At 49.9% G+C, this 17,535-nt stretch carries 11 protein-coding genes; 10 read left to right on the forward strand and 1 reads right to left on the reverse strand.

The genetic code is table 11. The features are described 5' to 3' along the window. Positions 1 to 44: 44 nt before the first annotated feature. Positions 45 to 1,325, reverse strand: coding sequence for an MDR family MFS transporter (locus EDM56_RS24250; protein ID WP_122920619.1), 1,281 nt, complete (start codon positions 1,323 to 1,325; stop codon positions 45 to 47). 540 nt (positions 1,326 to 1,865) lie between these two features. Between EDM56_RS24250 and EDM56_RS24255 the strand changes: the two genes are divergently transcribed. The 10 genes from EDM56_RS24255 (at position 1,866) to EDM56_RS24300 (ending at position 17,470) form a co-directional block, all read left to right on the forward strand. After that, on the forward strand, positions 1,866 to 2,978 hold the full coding sequence (locus EDM56_RS24255) for an aminopeptidase (protein WP_122920518.1): 1,113 nt from the start codon (positions 1,866 to 1,868) through the stop codon (positions 2,976 to 2,978). A gap of 59 nt (positions 2,979 to 3,037) precedes the next feature. After that, positions 3,038 to 3,973, forward strand: a complete 936-nt coding sequence (locus EDM56_RS24260) for an RluA family pseudouridine synthase (RefSeq protein WP_122920519.1) — start codon at positions 3,038 to 3,040, stop codon at positions 3,971 to 3,973. Between the two features lie 203 nt (positions 3,974 to 4,176). Continuing rightward, positions 4,177 to 4,800: a TetR/AcrR family transcriptional regulator gene (locus EDM56_RS24265; RefSeq protein WP_122920520.1), complete on the forward strand. Its 624-nt coding sequence runs from the start codon at positions 4,177 to 4,179 to the stop codon at positions 4,798 to 4,800. 27 nt (positions 4,801 to 4,827) lie between these two features. Then, the gene (locus tag EDM56_RS24270) at positions 4,828 to 6,069 is read left to right on the forward strand and encodes an efflux RND transporter periplasmic adaptor subunit (RefSeq protein WP_122920521.1); all 1,242 of its coding nucleotides are present in this window, start codon (positions 4,828 to 4,830) and stop codon (positions 6,067 to 6,069) included. Further along, the gene (locus EDM56_RS24275; RefSeq protein ID WP_122920522.1) at positions 6,066 to 9,173 is read left to right on the forward strand and encodes an efflux RND transporter permease subunit; all 3,108 of its coding nucleotides are present in this window, start codon (positions 6,066 to 6,068) and stop codon (positions 9,171 to 9,173) included. Before EDM56_RS24270 ends, EDM56_RS24275 begins: the two co-directional genes overlap by 4 nt. An 80-nt stretch (positions 9,174 to 9,253) precedes the next feature. Next, entirely contained in the window at positions 9,254 to 10,549 is a 1,296-nt protein-coding gene (locus tag EDM56_RS24280; RefSeq protein ID WP_122920620.1) for an HD domain-containing protein, read from the forward strand. Continuing rightward, complete coding sequence (locus tag EDM56_RS24285) at positions 10,542 to 11,045, forward strand: YwgA family protein (RefSeq protein WP_122920523.1); 504 nt, start codon at positions 10,542 to 10,544, stop codon at positions 11,043 to 11,045. The genes EDM56_RS24280 and EDM56_RS24285 overlap by 8 nt, the downstream gene beginning before the upstream one ends. 209 nt (positions 11,046 to 11,254) lie before the next feature. After that, entirely contained in the window at positions 11,255 to 11,809 is a 555-nt protein-coding gene (locus tag EDM56_RS24290; RefSeq protein WP_122920524.1) for a hypothetical protein, read from the forward strand. Positions 11,810 to 11,846: 37 nt separating this feature from the next. Further along, positions 11,847 to 12,764, forward strand: coding sequence for an S-layer homology domain-containing protein (locus EDM56_RS24295; RefSeq protein ID WP_183192579.1), 918 nt, complete (start codon positions 11,847 to 11,849; stop codon positions 12,762 to 12,764). Positions 12,765 to 13,159: 395 nt separating this feature from the next. Continuing rightward, positions 13,160 to 17,470 carry a hypothetical protein gene (locus EDM56_RS24300; protein WP_148040415.1) on the forward strand — a complete coding sequence of 1,437 codons (4,311 nt, stop codon included), beginning with the start codon at positions 13,160 to 13,162 and terminating at the stop codon, positions 17,468 to 17,470. Positions 17,471 to 17,535: the final 65 nt, after the last annotated feature.

A 17,535-nucleotide genomic window follows, 5' to 3' on the forward strand; every position in this document is an offset into this window, starting at 1 on the left:
ATGGCCGCTAACCCTTTTTTGTATAAAAACCGATCCAACAAAGCTTACATGCTCGCTGTGGTCCCCTTGCCATGCGTCTCTCCTGTTTCAAATGACGCGGGAAGCTTGCGGAACATGATAACATACAGATACGCGCTAATGAGGCCGCAGAGCAGGATGATGCCAAACACCCCTAGCGGTGGCATCCACTGGGACGCCGTGATCAGCAACGGGGCAAAAAACCGACCAATCGAAAATTGCAACGTAGTCGCGCCCATGTATTGCCCACGTTGGTCTTCCGGCGCATATTTGCTGACAAAGCTTTGGGCGACAGGCGTGCGGATCAGCTCTCCGAGTGTCAATACGGCGATACAGCCGAACAGAAGCCACACATTTGTCGTCAAGCCCATCATTGCCATCCCGAGTCCGAATATAATCGACGAAATGATGAAGGCGCGACGATCATTCCATCTTGCTGTCCAGTTGGTCACAACCAGCGTAAACAAAACCACAAGCAGCCCGTTCAGACCGACCATCCAGCCGAATAGCTTGGTTCCGCCAATCATAAAGGAAAAATCACCCCAGCTAAACAAGGGCTGCACAGGCACATATTCCTTAATGTAGACGGCCATGTAAAGGTCGAGCTGCATCATGATGATCGCGATCAAAATTCCGCTGATGATGTAGAGGGCAAACACCTTGTCGCTGAAAATGACGGAGTAGCTACGCCATTGCTCTTTCAGGCCAAACGTAGAACGGGACTGGGCAGCTTGGTTTTTCACCTCGCCCGGTAGCGACTCCTTGATGATGAAAAAAATGGCAAGTGTATAGAGCAAGGTGACCGCTGTACAGACGATCAAAAGCGGCGTGCGGTAGTAGATGTAAAAGAACGAGCCTAGAACGGGACCGAATACCACCCCAACGTTCATAGCCGTGTAGAACGTGGCGAAGACGTGGCGGCGATCCTCCTCCGGCGTCAAGTCTGCAACCATTGCGGAGCTTGCAGGCCAGTAGAAGGACCCGCCAACACCAAGGCCGATAAACGCGATATAGTCGATCCAAGGGGAGTTCGATAGCGTAAACAAACCAAGCATTACTGCTTGCAGACCGGCGCCAAGCAGCATCGTAGGGCGGCGCCCCAGGCGGTCTGCCATTTGCCCGCCGATCAAGCTTGCATACACACCGAGAAGCGGAGGAAGCATGAGCAGAAAGCCTGCTGTTTCCTTGCCAAACGCTTCACTAAAATGAAGGGCCATAAAGGGGAAAAACATCCAATAACAGACGTGGAAGAGTGTTTCCCCCAGCAGGCGTACTTTCAGATTGACATCCCATGTTAGCCAGCTCACCATGGCCACCTCCATAACTCACATATTTTCAAAACAAAACCGCGCACGAAGGAAAAAACGGTCATCAGATACAAGACCCATCCCTTGTGCGCGGTTTAGTCGCATTCCCTTGCCACGTGTAGCAGAAAATGCGAAAGGCGAAAGCTCACCCTGCCATCGAACGATAGCAATCGAGCCATTCGCCTCCATATCGATTCATATGGAAACGTCGGATGGATCAAGCATCCTGCCAATCAGAACGTCTTGACGGATATTCAGGGAGATCGCAGCTCCCTGAACGGGAACCGCCTACAACATTGATTTGACAGGAATGAACATTGATCCAACCTCCATTTCAACAAATAATTGGCAATTTCGCTTAAGGAGTAGCGTACCTCAACTGTAATATGAAAAGCAAGAAAATTTTGTCTGGCAGGAAAATTTCTTTTACAATAAAGAATAAAGAGGCTGGGTGCTTTGCGGTGGCGAGAGAACTCACCCACGGCTTGACCTGTGTTAGACTAAGAAGTAGAACCGAAATGATGGAAGGGGTTATGAGGGATGTTGGACCCACGCATTAGCAAGCTGGCGGAAAATTTGGTCGCTTACTCCGTAGAGCTGAAGGAGAAGGAAAGTCTTTTGATTGAGGTGCGCGGGGAAGGGCACGTCTTGGCCCGCGAGTTGGTCAAGCAAGCTTACGCGGTTGGCGGATACCCGTATGTTCGCTACATTGACGCACAGATCCAACGGGAAATCTTGATGGGCACGTCCGAAGAGCGCACGGCGAATCTGCGGAAATGGGAAGAGCAAATGATGGCTGACATCGATGCTTATATCGTGATCAACGGCTTCACGAACGACAGTGAAATGGCTGACGTTCCTGTGGAGAAGCGCCGCATTCACCAAGTGGGGATGCGTCCGATCATGGACCCGGTCATCAACAACAAGCGGTGGACCTTGCTGAACTTCCCAACAGCTGCGATGGCGCAAAACGCAGGAAAGCCAACCGCTGCATTCGAGGACTTTTATTTCGATGTATGCTCGCTTGACTACGCCAAAATGGGCAAAGCGTTTGAACCGCTGAAAGCGCTGATGGAACGTACGGACAAAGTGCAGATCAAGGGGCCGGGCACAGACCTGACCTTCTCGATTAAAGGCATTCCTGCAGTCATTTGCTCGGGTGAAAGAAACATTCCAGACGGGGAAATCTATACGTCTCCTGTGCGCGACTCAGTGAACGGCACGATCACCTTCAATGCAGCGACGGTCTATATGGGCACTAAGTTCGAAAACATCCGCCTCACGTTTGAAGCGGGAAAAGTCGTGGAAGCGGTCGGCAGCGACACCAAGCGTCTGAACGAAATTCTCGACAGCGACGAAGGCTCCCGCTACATCGGAGAATTTGCGATTGCCGTTAACCCGTACATCCTTCATCCGATGGGCGACATCCTGTTTGATGAAAAGATCGACGGCAGCTTCCATTTTACCCCTGGCCAGGCTTACGAGAGCGCAGACAATGGCAATCGCAGCGTCGTTCATTGGGATATGGTCAATATCCAACGCGCTGATTACGGCGGCGGGGAAATTTGGTTCGATGACGTGCTGATTCGCAAAGACGGCCTGTTCGTTTTGCCGGAGCTGCTCGCGTTGAACCCAGAAAACCTGAAAAACTAGAGTTTTGCCCCTCAATCCGCTACAATGGGAAAAAATGCGCGGATGTGAGGGGTTTTTTTGTGAGTCAGAGCAGATGGCGGGAATATGTGGCAACGGAAGCGGACACCGAGCTAACGGTCGAGCAAGTGATTCGGGAAAAATTGATGGTGTCTGGCAGAATGCTGCAGCGTTTGACCCGAAGCAAAGGTATCCAGTTGAACAGAAAGACCCCGTTTTTGGGACGGAAAGTAAAAGTGGGCGATCGAATCAGCGTGCGGGTAGTAGACAAACCGGATCCGGCAGCAAGTGCAGGGGCACAGATGCTGCTGATGAACCCGGATTTGCCAGCACCCGACGTCCTGTATGAGGATAACGAATACATCATTATCAACAAACCGGCCGGAATGATGGTTCATCCAGTCGGCGAAGGGCAAAATGAGACGCTTGTGCATGTGCTGACTGCTTATTGGGCGGCAAAAGGAGCGCCGGCTGTTCCTCATCCGGTCCATCGGCTGGACAAGGAAACATCGGGCACCGTGCTGATCGCCAAAAGCAGCTACGCCCACCAGCTGGCAGACCGTCTGCTGCGCGACAACAAGATCAGCCGAGAATATGTGGCGGTTTTGAGCGGAGTTGTTGCTTCTGACGAGGGGGCGGTCAACGCCCCGATTGCACGCGATCCTTTGCATAAGGTGCGGCGCCGCGTGCATGCCAAAGGCGAGAATGCCGTTACCCACTACAAAGTTTTGGCGCGGTCGGAGTCGATGACATTGGTGGAAGCGTGGCTGGAGACGGGGCGTACCCACCAAATTCGCGTTCATTTTGCCCATCTCGGCCATCCCCTACTCGGCGATACCCTCTACGGCGGCGAGCGAAGTAAAGCGACGGGGCAGGCGCTCCATGCGCACCGGCTATCGTTTGTTCACCCGGTCACAAGCGCTCCGATTGCAGTCGAAGCCAAGCTGCCGGCAGGGCTGGCTACTTTTATCGAACAGGAATTCAAGCAGAACATCTAACAGCAGGCTGCGGAAGCTGAAGGAATGACTTCAGTCTTTTGCGGCCTGTTTTTTTGTCTTTTAATCGGGTGGGAGCGTGTGGCAAAAAAATTTTTTGTGAAAGCGCATGCAAGTGTTTACACGCATAGGGAGCGAAGCTATAATCTGGATGTTGGTAGTCATGAAAGTAAGTAACCACTTGCTTGTTTTGGAGGTTTGAAAGAATGAATGAAGACTATACGGATATACACGAGGGCAAGGGAGCCGAGCAGGAAACGAGGCAGCGCATCATCGCCGCCGCCAAGCAGCTCATGGCGGAAAAAGGCTATAAAGGCGCAACCACACGAAAAATTGCTGAGCTTGCGGGCGTAAATGAAGTGACAGTTTTCCGCCATTTCAAAAATAAAGAAGGGCTTCTCGATGCTGCGTTGCTGGAAATGACCGCGATCCGCGACCCGCTGGAAGCGTTTGTCAGAGATTTTAGCGGTAGCGTTGAGGAACTGCTTGCTGCCTATGCGAGACGCTATTATGAAATTTTGGTCGAACGCAAGGACAGCTTCATCATCTGCATGTTCGAAGCGCGCGACAGGCCGGAGCTGGCGCAGTTGTTTTGCCGCATACCAGAAGCAGCCATCGAGGTTTTGCGAGCCGAGCTAGAGAAATTGGCGAGCCAGGGCATTCTCGACGACCAGAAGGACCACGGCGTTGCTGCCCATATGCTTCTGTCTACGGTTTTAATCGAATTTATTGTTAATCAGCACATTGGATTGGAAACAACTTGTCCGATGGATGAATACCAGGTCATGCAGCATGCGTCTAACATCTTGTTCACCGGGCTAAGAAAATAAAGCGCACGAATGGAGCGAGAGCGAACCATGAAAAACAAATGGCTCACAGTATTATTACTTTCCGGGCTGGTTGTCACGACGGCCGCATGCAGCCAAAAGGATAACCCGACAGCCCAACAAGCCCCGGTGGATACAAAGCAAGTTGAGGCGATGGCGGTCAAGCCGGAAAAAGTGGGACGGATCAGTGAACTGTCAGCCACACTGCAGCCTTATGAAGAAGCGACAATATCCTTTGAAGTAGGCGGGCGGATCACCCAACTCGCAAAAGAGGAAGGGGACGCAGTCAAGGCAGGCGAAGTGCTGGCTAGTCTCGATTCCCAGGATTATTCTCTCCAGCTAGCCTTGGCGGATACGACGGTGAAGCAGTCGGGAGCCGTGCTGAGCAAGGTCAACAACGGAGCGCGCGAGCAGGAACTACTGCAAGCCAAGCTGCTCGTGGATAAAGCGACCATCGGTTATCAAAAAGCGCAGGACGACTTTAATCGCGTGCAAAAACTGTTCAAGGAACAGGCCGTCTCGCAAAACGATCTGGACAACGCGAAAGATGCTCTGGACATTGCCCAGAAAGATTTGGAATCAGCCAAGCAATCATACTCGCTGACCACGCAGGGCGCGCGTGTCGAGGACAAAGCGGCGCAGCGCTCCACCTATGATCAGGCGCTGGTTGCCAAGCAGCAAGCAGCCCGCACGCTTTCGAAGACACAGCTGGCTTCTCCCATCCAGGGAACTATCTTGGCGAAGCTGAATGCGGCCGGCCAGCTGGTCGGCGCAGGAGCTCCCGTTTACAAGATCGGTATGATTGACACATTGAAAACCGTCCTGCCCGTTCCTGACTACGAGATCGGGGCGTGGAAGGTAGGAGATTCGGTCGATGTGGCTCTTTACGACCAGAAGCGCTCAGGAAAAGTAGCGAAAATTTACCCGGCGACGAACGAAAGCACAGGCACGATCGGGGTGGAAATCACAATTCCAAACCCTAAGCACGATTGGTTTGCGGGGCAAGTGATCAAAGCGAGCAAGACGATCGAAGGAAAAACCGGCATTTTTGTCCCTGCCGCAGCAGTCATCAGCCAAGGGGAAGCGCAGCCGTATGTGTTTGTGGTGAATGGCGGGAAAGCGGTCAAAACGAGCGTCACCATCGGCGTGCTCATCCAAAACAAGCTGGAGATCACCTCTGGCCTCAAGGAAGGGGAGCAATTGGTGACCAAAGGAGCTGACCGGCTGTTTGACGGTGATGCCATCGAGCTGACGGGAGGGGCCAAGCAGTGATCGGATACATCGTTAAAAAACGCAAAATCACACTGCTATTCTTTGTCATGGTCGCCATGGTTGGCTTCATGAGCTTTTTCCAGCTTCCCAGGCAAGATTATCCTGACATCGTCATAAACGTGGCGACGGTCACAACCGTATTACCCGGTGCATCCCCGGAAAAAGTGGAGCAGACAGTCACCAAAAAGCTGGAGGAAAAAATCAACGAGCTGCAAGGCATCAAGTCGATTCAGTCAACCTCCAGCCTGGGTGTTTCGGTTATCGTGATCGAAACGGAAGGTGATGTTGAACCCAAGCAAAAGTTCGACGAGCTGCGCAAAAAAGTGCAGGACGCCAAAGCTGATTTGCCAAATGACGCCAAGCAGCCGATCATCAATGATGACCTGAATCGTACCTTTATTCAATCGATTGCGGTCTATGCCGATACACGGGAACAAGTGAACAGCCTGCGTGATTTGCTGAAAACGTGGAAGGATCAGCTTCGTACCATTCCCAACGTCGCCGATGTCACGATTGGCGGGTTGCCGGAGCAAGAGGTACGTATTGATGTTGATACGCAAAAGCTGCAAAACTACGGTCTTTCTTGGGCCCAGGTCATGTCGGCGGTCAAGACTGAAAATGAAAAGATACCGCTCGGCGATTTGACGGTGAGCGACCGCACGTATCAGCTCAAAATTAATGAGACGCGCAGTATCGATGAGCTGAACAATATCATCCTTTCCAAAACGCCGGAAGGCTTTCCAGTCTATCTCAAAGACATCGGCAAGGTTACCATGTCGACCGAGCAGGTAAAAACGTACTCGTACTACAACGGAAAACCATCTGTCACGCTGAGCATCAACGCGGAGACGGGCAGCGATGTTCCCGATCTGCAAAAACGGGTTGATGCGATGATGGAGACTCTCGGAAAAACGCTGCCTGCCTATGCGCACAAGGAGTCGATCTACTCCCAAAACGAGCGGGTTAACGAGCTGTTCAGTGAGCTGGTTCGCGAAATGGGCATTGCGATCGTGTCGGTGCTGCTAGTATGTACGCTAGGCTTGAACGTGATCACCTCGCTTGTCGTGGCCATGGCGATTCCGATTTCGATCGCCGTTGGTCTAATCTTTCTGCCGCCGATGGGCATTACGCTCAACTTTATCTCCATCGGGGCGCTCATCATCGTCTTGGGGATTTTGGTCGATGACGCGGTCGTTGTTAATGACAACATCGAGCGCAGACTGTCCGTACTGCGTGAGAAGCCGTTTGATGCCTCCGTCAAGGGCGCGAAGGAAGTATCCATCTCGATTCTTACCGCGACCCTCGCAACCATGGCTTCCTTTGCCCCGCTCATGTTCCTGAGCGGAAACACGGGACAGTTTATCAGACCGATGCCTGCGATCATTTCGTTGACGATGCTGGCTTCTATGATCATGTCGCTCACGATCATCCCGATTTTCCGGGAATGGTATGAGAAACGCAGTAAAAAGAGCGTCGATTCCTACCGCAAGCCAGCAGGGCTTTTAGGCGTCCAGATTCATCAATTGACGCAATGGTATGCCAACCGATTGATGCCACGAATGCTGAAGCGACCGCTCTTGACCGGGATGGTCGGCGTTATGATCGGCACCGCAGCATACGGATTGATCCCGCTCACGCCGGTTCAATTGTTCCCCAAATCGGACCAAGAGGTGTTTTTGGTCAATATCCGCGTGCCGGTAGGAAGCAGCATTGAGAAGACCGACAAGGTGGTCGGCGACGTTTCCGATTGGGTCATGCAGCAAAAAGGCGTTACCGATGTAGCCGCCTATGCGGGAGAAAGCGCCCCGAAAATGTTCAGCGGAGATACCGATAATGGCTCGGGTATCATGGTGGGACAAATTGTCGTTAAATATGACTCGCATCAAATGCATGCTTCCGATATCATTGAGCCATGGCGAGTTGAACTGAAAAAACGCTTCCCGGAAGCCAGCGTAGTCCCGAAAGAGCTGGATATGGGACCACCGGTCGGCAAGCCGATCGCCGTGCGCATCTATGGACAAAACATCGATACGCTGCGCAGCATTTCCAAAGAGCTGAAGGAGAAAATCTCCAAAGTTCCCGGAACCCTTGATATCCAGGATGATATGGGGTTTGAGCGGTACACGCTTCAATTCGAGGTGAACAAAGACCTGATGCAGCAAAAGCTGGTCAATTACACTGAGCTGTCCCGCACGCTGCGGTTAGTCAGTGAAGGGATTGAGTTCAGCCAGTTCGATACCGGGAACGATCTAATTGACATGAAAGTATATTTGGAAAAAACGGATGAAGATCCGTCGATGATTTTCCAGCGTCTGACCGTCATGAATGCGTTGGGACAACAAATCCCGCTTTCGCAGCTCGCGCAAATCAAACCGACGTTCAGCATTCAAAAAGTGCTGCACCGCAACTTGTCGCGTGAAGTGACCATTTACGGTGACGTGAGCGGACGTACAGCTACCGATGTGATGAAGGATATTTTGCCGATCGTCAAATCGACACAGCTACCTGAAGGCTATCGCTATGAAATTGGCGGGGAAACATCGGAGCAAACCGACATCTTCCTTGATATGGGTAAGCTATCGATCATCGTAGTGTTCCTGATCTTGATTTTAATTGCGATGCAATTTTATTCGTTGACCATGCCGGTGCTGGTCATGAGCACGATCTATCTTGCCTTTGCCGGAAGTCTGATCGGGCTGTTCATCACGCAGACGCCACTTGGCTTCATGACGATGATGGGCGTGATCTCGCTGTCCGGGATCGTGGTGCGAAACGGTATCGTGCTGATCGAATTTATCGAAGAGGCGCGTCATGCTGGCACAGAGCTGAAGGAAGCGGTCATCCATGCGGGTGAGGCGCGGTTGCGGCCGATCTTGCTTACTTCCTTTACGGCGGTAGCCGGTTTGACGCCGCTTGCCCTGACCGGCGATGTGCTGTTCAAACCGCTGGCTGTGACGATTATCTTCGGTCTGCTTTTCTCCACGATGCTGACGCTGATCGTCGTTCCCGCCTTCTATATGGTATTGGCGAGAAGGAAGGCAAAAAGGCTCGCGAAAAAAGCAGCAAAACGTCCTGATTTGTATGGAGAGCAGGTCGAAGTATAAAATGAGAGTGGAATGAGCAAGGGGACCTGGCTACAGGTCCTCTTGATTCCTTTCAAAGAAAAGGATGGTGGAGCATCGTGCTGCAGGAGCCGGAACTGTTACATGAGGAAAAAGTATTTAAAGACCCGGTGCACCGCTACGTCCATGTCCGGGAAAAGCTGATTTGGGACCTGATCGATTCTCCCGAATTCCAGCGTCTCCGCCGCATCCGCCAGCTGGGGACAAGCTATCTCACCTTTCATGGCGGCGAGCATAGCCGTTTCAACCATTCACTAGGCGTCTATGAAATCATGCGCCGCATTTTGGAAACCTTTGAAGGCAGAATTACGCTGACGAGGGAAGAAAAGCTTCTCTGCCTTTGCGCAGCGCTGCTGCATGACGTTGGGCACGGTCCGTTTTCCCATTCGTTTGAAAAAGTGTTCCGCTTCCACCATGAAGAATGGACCAAGGAAGTTATCACAGGCGATACCCACATCAATCAAATTTTGCGCAGAGTCAGTCCGCAATTCCCGCAAAAAGTGGCGGAGGTCATTGCCAAGACCTATAACAACAAGCTGATCATCAGCCTGGTTTCCAGCCAGATCGATGCTGACCGGATGGATTACTTGCTGCGAGACGCTTATTTCACCGGCGTCAATTACGGCAATTTCGATATCGAACGCATTTTGCGCGTGATGCGCCCCCATGATGAAGGAATTGTGTTCAAATTCAGCGGCATGCATGCCGTCGAAGACTACATCATGTCCCGCTACCAGATGTATTGGCAAGTCTACTTCCATCCCGTGACACGCAGTGCGGAGGTTGTCCTGAACAAAATTTTTCAGCGTGCGAAGCATCTGTATCAACAAGGCTTTGCTTTCCAGCGGGAACCGGTCGACTTGCTGCCGTTTTTCCAGGAAAAGCCGACGCTTGCGGATTATTTGGCGCTTGATGAGTCGGTAGTGTTTTACTTCATGCACCAGTGGAGCCGTGACGCTGACCCCATTTTGTCGGACCTGTGCAACCGCTTTCTTGACAGGAATCTCTTTCAATACGTCGAATATAATCCGAGAGATTTTCGCCGCTTGAGCGAGCTGAAACAATTGCTCACCGACGCCGGAATTGACCCGGCCTATTATCTGGAAGTTGACTCTTCCTCCGATCTTCCTTATGATTTTTATCGCCGCGGAAAAGAAGAGGAGCGCATTCCGATCATGCTCCTCATGCCGAATGGCGAAGTTGCGGAACTGTCGACAAAGTCGGAGATCGTCGAATCGATTAGCGGTAAGCGCCGCTTTGACTATAAACTCTTTTTCCCGGCGGACAAGCTGGATGCGTTGCCGCGCGAGGTCGCGGATGAGATACGAAAACGTCTAGGAGTGATGGAGGATGCTTAACGGTCACGCCAAAATTTTGCGCCTGATTGAAATCGCAGGTGAGGTAAGCGGCCGCAAGAAATTGCACAAGATGGTGTTTATCGCGAAAAAGCTGAATGTAGATTTCGATGACCGTTTTCAATTTCATATGTACGGACCGTATTCGGAAGAATTGACGTTGCGTGTTGATGAGCTTTGCAATCTGGGCCTGCTTGACGAAGAGATGGAGACAAAGGGCGCGATTCAAAAGTATCGATACATACTCAACGAGGTCGGCAGCGATTTCCTCCGTTTTCATGAGGCGGACCTCGGCTACGGGGAGGCGCTAATTCGCCGGATGAACCAGGAGAATTCCCGGTTTCTTGAGTTGGTCTCTACCATTCTCTATTTCGATACGCTGATGTATGAGGAAATGAAGGAAAAAGTTTTTACACTAAAAAGCAAGCAAAAATATACAGAGGAAGAGATTTTGAAAGGACTCGCTTTTGTGGACGAGCTTCGTGGATTACAGCACTGATCAGGAATTTATTATGTTGAGCGTGAAGTCGTTCGAAAAGCCACACCTGCTGATTTTTTTAGTGGGTGTTTTTTTATGGAGTGCTACGAATGTAATATGGGGAAAGCTCTGCTGCACATGCGGCGGAGTTTTTTTATTGCGAGTAACCCAACTTTTTTTGTCCCAACTCGGGAAGCGATAATAGGTAAAACGTTGGGAGGGATAACGGGATGAACAAGCTCTTGGAGAGGACGGGAACCGTACGGAAATGGGTCATCGTGATTGTGATTTGCGCACTCTCATTTGTCGGCGGGTTATTGGCAAGCAAGGCGGAGGAAATCGTGGATATCGGCGACTTGTCGCCTCAATCGGATATGCAGTGGGCAATGGAAAAGGGGTTTCTCGATTCGGGATTGCAGGAGAAGGACCCGATCACACAGGCGATGTTTATCAAGATGCTGGTGCTTGCCTATGGCCCGAAAGAAAATGGGCTCATCGTGCCACAGGGGGCGGAAAATCATTGGGCTGCCCCTTATTACGCGACAGCCAAAAAGGAAGGCATCATAGGTTGTTCCTGCATCATCAAGCCCGACAGCCCGCTCTCTGTAAAGGAGGCAGCCGACCTCGTCACGCAAGCCGTCATGCATGCAAGTGAGGGAGACATCGGTGCAAACGAAGTCGCCGGATGGACCGGGAAACAAAATCAGGAGGAAAATCAAATAAATGTAAAGGAATCGGCAGGACTCATACGGAAAATGGAGGAGACGATTCATGGAACCAGTTGACGGAAAATAGAGATGGACGATGGAGGGGGAGTTTTTTATGAAAAAAAGCATGCAAATGGTAGTAGCAGTGGTAGCCATTTTGGGGACAGCAGCAACCTATTCGCCGAGCTTTGCCGCGGAAAAGCCTGCTACGGTAGTAGCCCAATCGGATTATGCTGCGCACCCGTTGAAAAATAGTATTGATTACGTACTGAAGAATCGGTTGATGTGGACGTTCCCAGATGGAAGTTTTCGGCCGGAGCAGGTGGTGACGCAGGCGGAGTTGGTGACTAGTCTGGTGACAATCAAAGGCGTGAAAAAGGCCGCACCCGTGCCGGAAATTGCAGCAGGTCACTGGGCCAAGGCAGCATATGAGAAGGCGAAAGCGGATGGCATGCTGGACGGGGTGACGATTCGACCGTATGCGGTTTTGACGAGGGAAGAGGCGGCTTATTTGGTTATTAATGCGATGCAGAGTGTGAGGAATTCTCGGGGGTTAAAAAATAACGAGAATTATTACAAAAATCTACCCAATATTCAGTTTGTAGTTGGCTATCGTTGGATTCCGAAGAAGGCAGGTAAATTTCCAAATGGGGTCTCTACTACGGCTTATGATGGGCTATCTAACTATACTAGAGCTGAACAAGCCTTTACTATAAATCAACTTCACGTGGATCTAAATGAGATGGCACAAGCTAATAAGCTAGCCGATGAATTTCACACTTCTTTGAAAGTAAAAAGTGGAGTTATTAGTGGGAAAGCTGTAACTGGAACTAATCAAGTAAACACAGATATAACTATTTTATATAAAGATGGTAAGTTTAAAATTATAAAAACTGATAATTCGGTGTTTCGAGAAGATGTTAAAAAAGTAGCTCGAGTTATATTTGGAACAGTAACCCCTTATAGAAAAGGACTGGTTGAGTATAGATATGATTCTTTTGATCCGCCTTTAAGAGAGCGTAGGTGGTACTGATGAAATTAAAGGCAGTACTAATTCGAGTATTGTTTATACTTTTTATTGTTACTCTAATAACCAATTTTTCGCCAAATAGCAAACAAGTCGTGAATGCAAGTTCCAGCGATCCTAACCCACATTCTATAATTTCTGGTTTTATAAATGTAGATAAAACTGTCAGGGGTACGCCAGATAATAAATTACAAATATTAGGTAATCCAGATGCAGTAGGAGATTTATCAAAAATGTTCATTGCTGATGTAAACGTTAATGAGTCCATCAGTGGTCGAGCAAATGTGTTTAATATTTACAGCAGAGACGGTGAAGTTGTAAAAACTGAAAATGGTTATCCGTACATAGACGAAACAGAAATATATGAATGGACTACAATCTTTGGTGGAAACCCTGGGTTTATGAAAAGTGAAAATGGTCTGTTTGCTTCTACGATTATAGGAGGGACTAGTTATAATTTCACCCCCTACAAAGCCTACCTCCTCTCCCGCATCGCATCCATGTCTGGCGGGAAAGGAGAACCCATCACCTACAAACTAAAGCCCGGGGCAGACCCAAAAACAAAAGACCGTGACGAAGAAGTCTACTACGCACAACTAAACTTCAAAACATCCCCCCGCCCACAAGGCGGCATCGACATTGGGCCCAAAACAAGCGTCAACGTCGGAGAAGCCGTCCCCATCAGCTTTTGGACAGAAGACTACAGCTACTATGACCGCGGCATCAAAGTTCTCAGCTACTACATTTACAACCTTGACACTGGAAAAGTTGAAGTAGAATTCCGGGATCAAGAGAAAGAATACAACGACCCAAGAGGCGATGGAGCGAATTACGGAGGCACAGCAAGCCCCTACAAGCTGGCGATAAACGGCCAATCGTTCACCCCAACTAAGCCAGGCCGCTATGAGGCGCGCGTGCTGATTACGGACCTACACGCCCGCAACAGTCAAAACGCACCTGCGGTCGACGGGATGGGTGTCCCTTATGCAAAGCCGTTCACCGTCGGGGGAGGCATTTGTACCCCGATCCAATCAACCATAAAAATTTCCGGCCAATCCGATCAGCTGTTGACCTCCGGTGGCAGCTACAAACTTCCCCAAGGAAAAAACACAATTAATAGCCTCACCTTCCCTGTCTCGGGCACATTGCAGATCGATGGCAAGACGATAGGGACAGGCACAACCTTCAGCAGTATTTTGATCGATAGTGACCGGACAGTAACGTTCACTCCCTCGGATTCTACTAAATGCGAATGGTCCTTCCGATTTTTGAAAGCGGACCCCGTTTCGACAGAGTGCTCGGACTGCAAGGGGGTGCTTGCTGTCCAAACCTATACGGCCAGCGGAAAAGGGGAATTGAACGCGATGATTCCCTCGGGCGGAACCCAGTTTGTCGCCAGTGATGCAGACTACTTGCGGATTGAGACGACAATTCCTGGAAAATGGTATGACGGCAGTGGAAACATCATCCCAATGTCTGCAAACGTGAAGCCAACCAGTTTCACTGATGGTTCTTTCTATCACAGCAGCTTCACAATCAAATTCGTCAGTGACGACGGCAGCTATTGCTGGTGCAAAACATTCGAGCGAAAAGGAGCGGAAGGCAGCGTTTCTTGCCCGACCGTTTACCGGGAGGGATATGGCACCGTAGATAATGGAGGGACGATCACGGATATCCCGTTGGGAGGATCGCTGAAACTTTCAGCTACCTATGTGGATGCCAACCGGGACAAGCAGTCGGCGAATCTTTACTGGCTGATCAAGAAGCCGGATGGTACGACTGTGAAGCAGGTTTGGACGTCTAATGATAAAGGCAGCTGGGGGCTGTTTCCGAGCAGCTTCTTGAATTTGCCGATTACGAACGGCTATGCACCATCCGACCAAATCATTCAATTCGATAAAAAAGGAACCTATACAATTTCGTACAGCTATGAAGGACTTGCTGGGGAACCGTATGATTCGTGGCGGGCAAAAAACTGCGTGTGGTCCATTACGGTAACGATTATTGACTCGCAGAATACAGTCTGCAGTGATTTTTCCTACGATGTCGAGCTTGATGGACAAAAAGTGATGCTAACCGGGGCAGGCACGCAAAGCTCACCATATGTTTTGAAAGTGCCAAAAGGTGAGCCGAACGAAGCGATCTTCCGATTGCTCTACAAAGGTAAACCGCAGCAAGCAGAAGGGTACTTTGAAATCAATTCGACGTATGGCAAGCAAGGAGCATGGGATACTGCATTCTCCTATGATTTTGGACCAAACAAGGCGAATGTCCCCGAATTTACGCTGTTTGCCTTTCCACGCGATAAAGAAGACTGCAAAACTTATTTCAAAATCATCTGGGGCGAACCGAATCCATTCGTGTGCAGCGATGTGTACGTGACCGCGAGCGTGAATGGCGCCGAAACTCCCTTGACGGGTACAGGTGCACCCGCTGATCCATACAAAATGGAACTGCTCTTGAATAAGGATTACAACGTCGATTTTAGAGCGTTGCTACACAAAAATGGTGCAGGGACAACCAATGGCATTGAAAGCGTAACGTGGGAGCTGACAAATGGAAAAGGCACGACATTTGTCGGGACCGGCACCACGTATACGCGAGCGTTCAAGGAAATTTCAGCAGGAACATACTCGCTAAAAGTCCGCGTGAAAGGGAAAGGACAGCTTGAACCTTGCCCCGATAAGCATCTGATCATCGAATTCCGCAGCCTGACGTGCAAAGACTTGTTCATCCAATACAAGTTTTCCACCGATAGTAGATGGTCGGTCGATACGGGAAGCGATATCACGACATCGCCCGGCAAAATCCATCCGATCCTTATTGATGCAAACACAGGCATCAAGCTTGTCGTGACCTCTGATAGTCAAACGCCTTCCGTACAAAATCAACTGAAGGTGACGTGGACTGTGACCGACACAAAGACGGGTAAAACCATTACCAACGATTCGGCGTCACCCACTGTGTTCTTTGAGAAAACTAAGCTGGTTGAAACGAGCTATTTGGTCAAAGTGAAAGTGACGGATGCCGCCAATCCTGCCTTCACCGGTTGTGAGCTGTACATCAGTTTCGATTTGACCAGCAAAAATTCCACTTGCGATGCTTTTTTTATCCATGTTTATGCATTTGCCAATAAGGACCAGACGATCGATCAGGCACAAAGCTTCCACAACTACAATGGCAAAACGATCAAACTTGACAAATCGGCAGCCATGTATTTGATCGCCATCAGCAAAAGCCCGATTGACATCGATGACGGATATTCCGATTCGATAAATGTGGATTGGACGGTTCCGGTGCCATGGGTAGACAGTCCGCTGTTCGATGACAAGGAAGTGAACTGGACTGTTTTTCAAAAAAGCCCTGTCCCCGAGGGTAAGTACAAAATAATAGGCAAGCTCAATGACAAAAACTTCACGGCTAAGTGCGATTTTGAGGTAACCATTGTCGTGGGAGAACTGAAGGACCCTGAAGAACCGACACCGTGTACGACCTGCAATCCAGGAGGCGGCGTAGAGGGCGGAAGCATGAAAATTAAGGTATATGATTCGAGCAATCGGCTGCTGGTCAGCACGGCGGATGGCGTGTGGGAAAGGGAGCCAGCACGTATCGATGTAGAGATCGACCAAAACAAGCTGGATACTGCTTTTGCTAAAGTGGACAGCGAAATAAAGAAAGCGATAGACGACAAAAAAGCCGAGCTGCTAGCGAAATATGCGGACTCCGTCTATGAGAAGGTGAAAGTGACACCAAAGCCGGAGTCGTGGGTTTCCAAGACGAATGCCAAAACCGTATGGCCGACGTCCATTCCGCTAACGGTGACAGGGCCGGGAATTAATAAGCAGTTTTTGCTTTCACCAAAAGTAGAGAAACAAAGCAACATGTATGAAGGGACAGTCACTCCTACGCTCACGACCTGGAACCAAATGCTGAACAGTGCTGATTATGTTGTAAAAGTAGATCCGTTCGCCATCGATGTCCCTTATCAGGTAGATTTCGCCGTCACCTATGAAAAATGCGAAGAGATTGACGACCCGAATTGGGTGCCAGACCCAGAACAACCGGTTGAAAAAGCGCCGACCATAAAAAAATGTATGCCGGGCACCGATTCGGCATCGATTAGCAACCAGTTCACAATCACTGTATTGGGAGATCAAACAAGTTTTGAAGTGTACGAGCCCAATGCGACCGGATCATTGGGGCACACAGCTGAATGGACGGAATACCATGCGCGGGATCGATACGCGAACAACCAGGCGAATGATTTTTACGCCGGAGAACGGATATTGGCTAAGATTGAACTTTTGCCGAAGCATATGCATCCGTTCAGCAAGCAGTATCCCAAAATCAATGCAGCGCAAGCGTGGATTCTGGAAACGGGAAAACGGAATACGACACTCCAATCCAATATCAACCTGTTGGCATTCTCACCGATTTTGTGGAAAGGCGCACAGCAAACGATCGCGAAGCTCGGGGCACGTGAAACCGGTGTGGATACGCCTTTGATGGGAGATAAACAAAAAGGATTCGAAAAAGGAGGCAGTTACGCAGTCTATTTTCACATCCAATTTGCCTATCAAGTAGAGAAGGGCTTCGCTTTCGGCAATAAAGTCGGGATGTCAGGTCATGAGCAAACTGACTATAAGAGTGTTTTCCGAATCATTGCGAATGCATGGGAGCGCCAAGGAATCCGTAATCACACAAAGCAATAAATATTTTTGCGGCCTCCTCTGTCTTTTTATACCGTTAAAGGTAGAAACAAGGAGGAGGGGGTTCT

The sequence above is a fragment of the Brevibacillus fluminis genome (assembly GCF_003710825.1).
GTDB lineage: Bacteria > Bacillota > Bacilli > Brevibacillales > Brevibacillaceae > Brevibacillus_D > Brevibacillus_D fluminis.

What these genes read in the sequence shown, in the direction of transcription:
- EDM56_RS24255 (WP_122920518.1), top strand. Translation starts at nt 1,866, where the DNA reads ATGTTGGACCCACGCATTAGCAAGCTGGCGGAAAATTTGGTCGCTTAC.
- EDM56_RS24265 (WP_122920520.1), top strand. Translation starts at nt 4,177, where the DNA reads ATGAATGAAGACTATACGGATATACACGAGGGCAAGGGAGCCGAGCAG.
- EDM56_RS24270 (WP_122920521.1), top strand. Translation starts at nt 4,828, where the DNA reads ATGAAAAACAAATGGCTCACAGTATTATTACTTTCCGGGCTGGTTGTC.
- EDM56_RS24285 (WP_122920523.1), top strand. Translation starts at nt 10,542, where the DNA reads ATGCTTAACGGTCACGCCAAAATTTTGCGCCTGATTGAAATCGCAGGT.
- EDM56_RS24290 (WP_122920524.1), top strand. Translation starts at nt 11,255, where the DNA reads ATGAACAAGCTCTTGGAGAGGACGGGAACCGTACGGAAATGGGTCATC.
- EDM56_RS24295 (WP_183192579.1), top strand. Translation starts at nt 11,847, where the DNA reads ATGAAAAAAAGCATGCAAATGGTAGTAGCAGTGGTAGCCATTTTGGGG.
- EDM56_RS24300 (WP_148040415.1), top strand. Translation starts at nt 13,160, where the DNA reads ATGAAAAGTGAAAATGGTCTGTTTGCTTCTACGATTATAGGAGGGACT.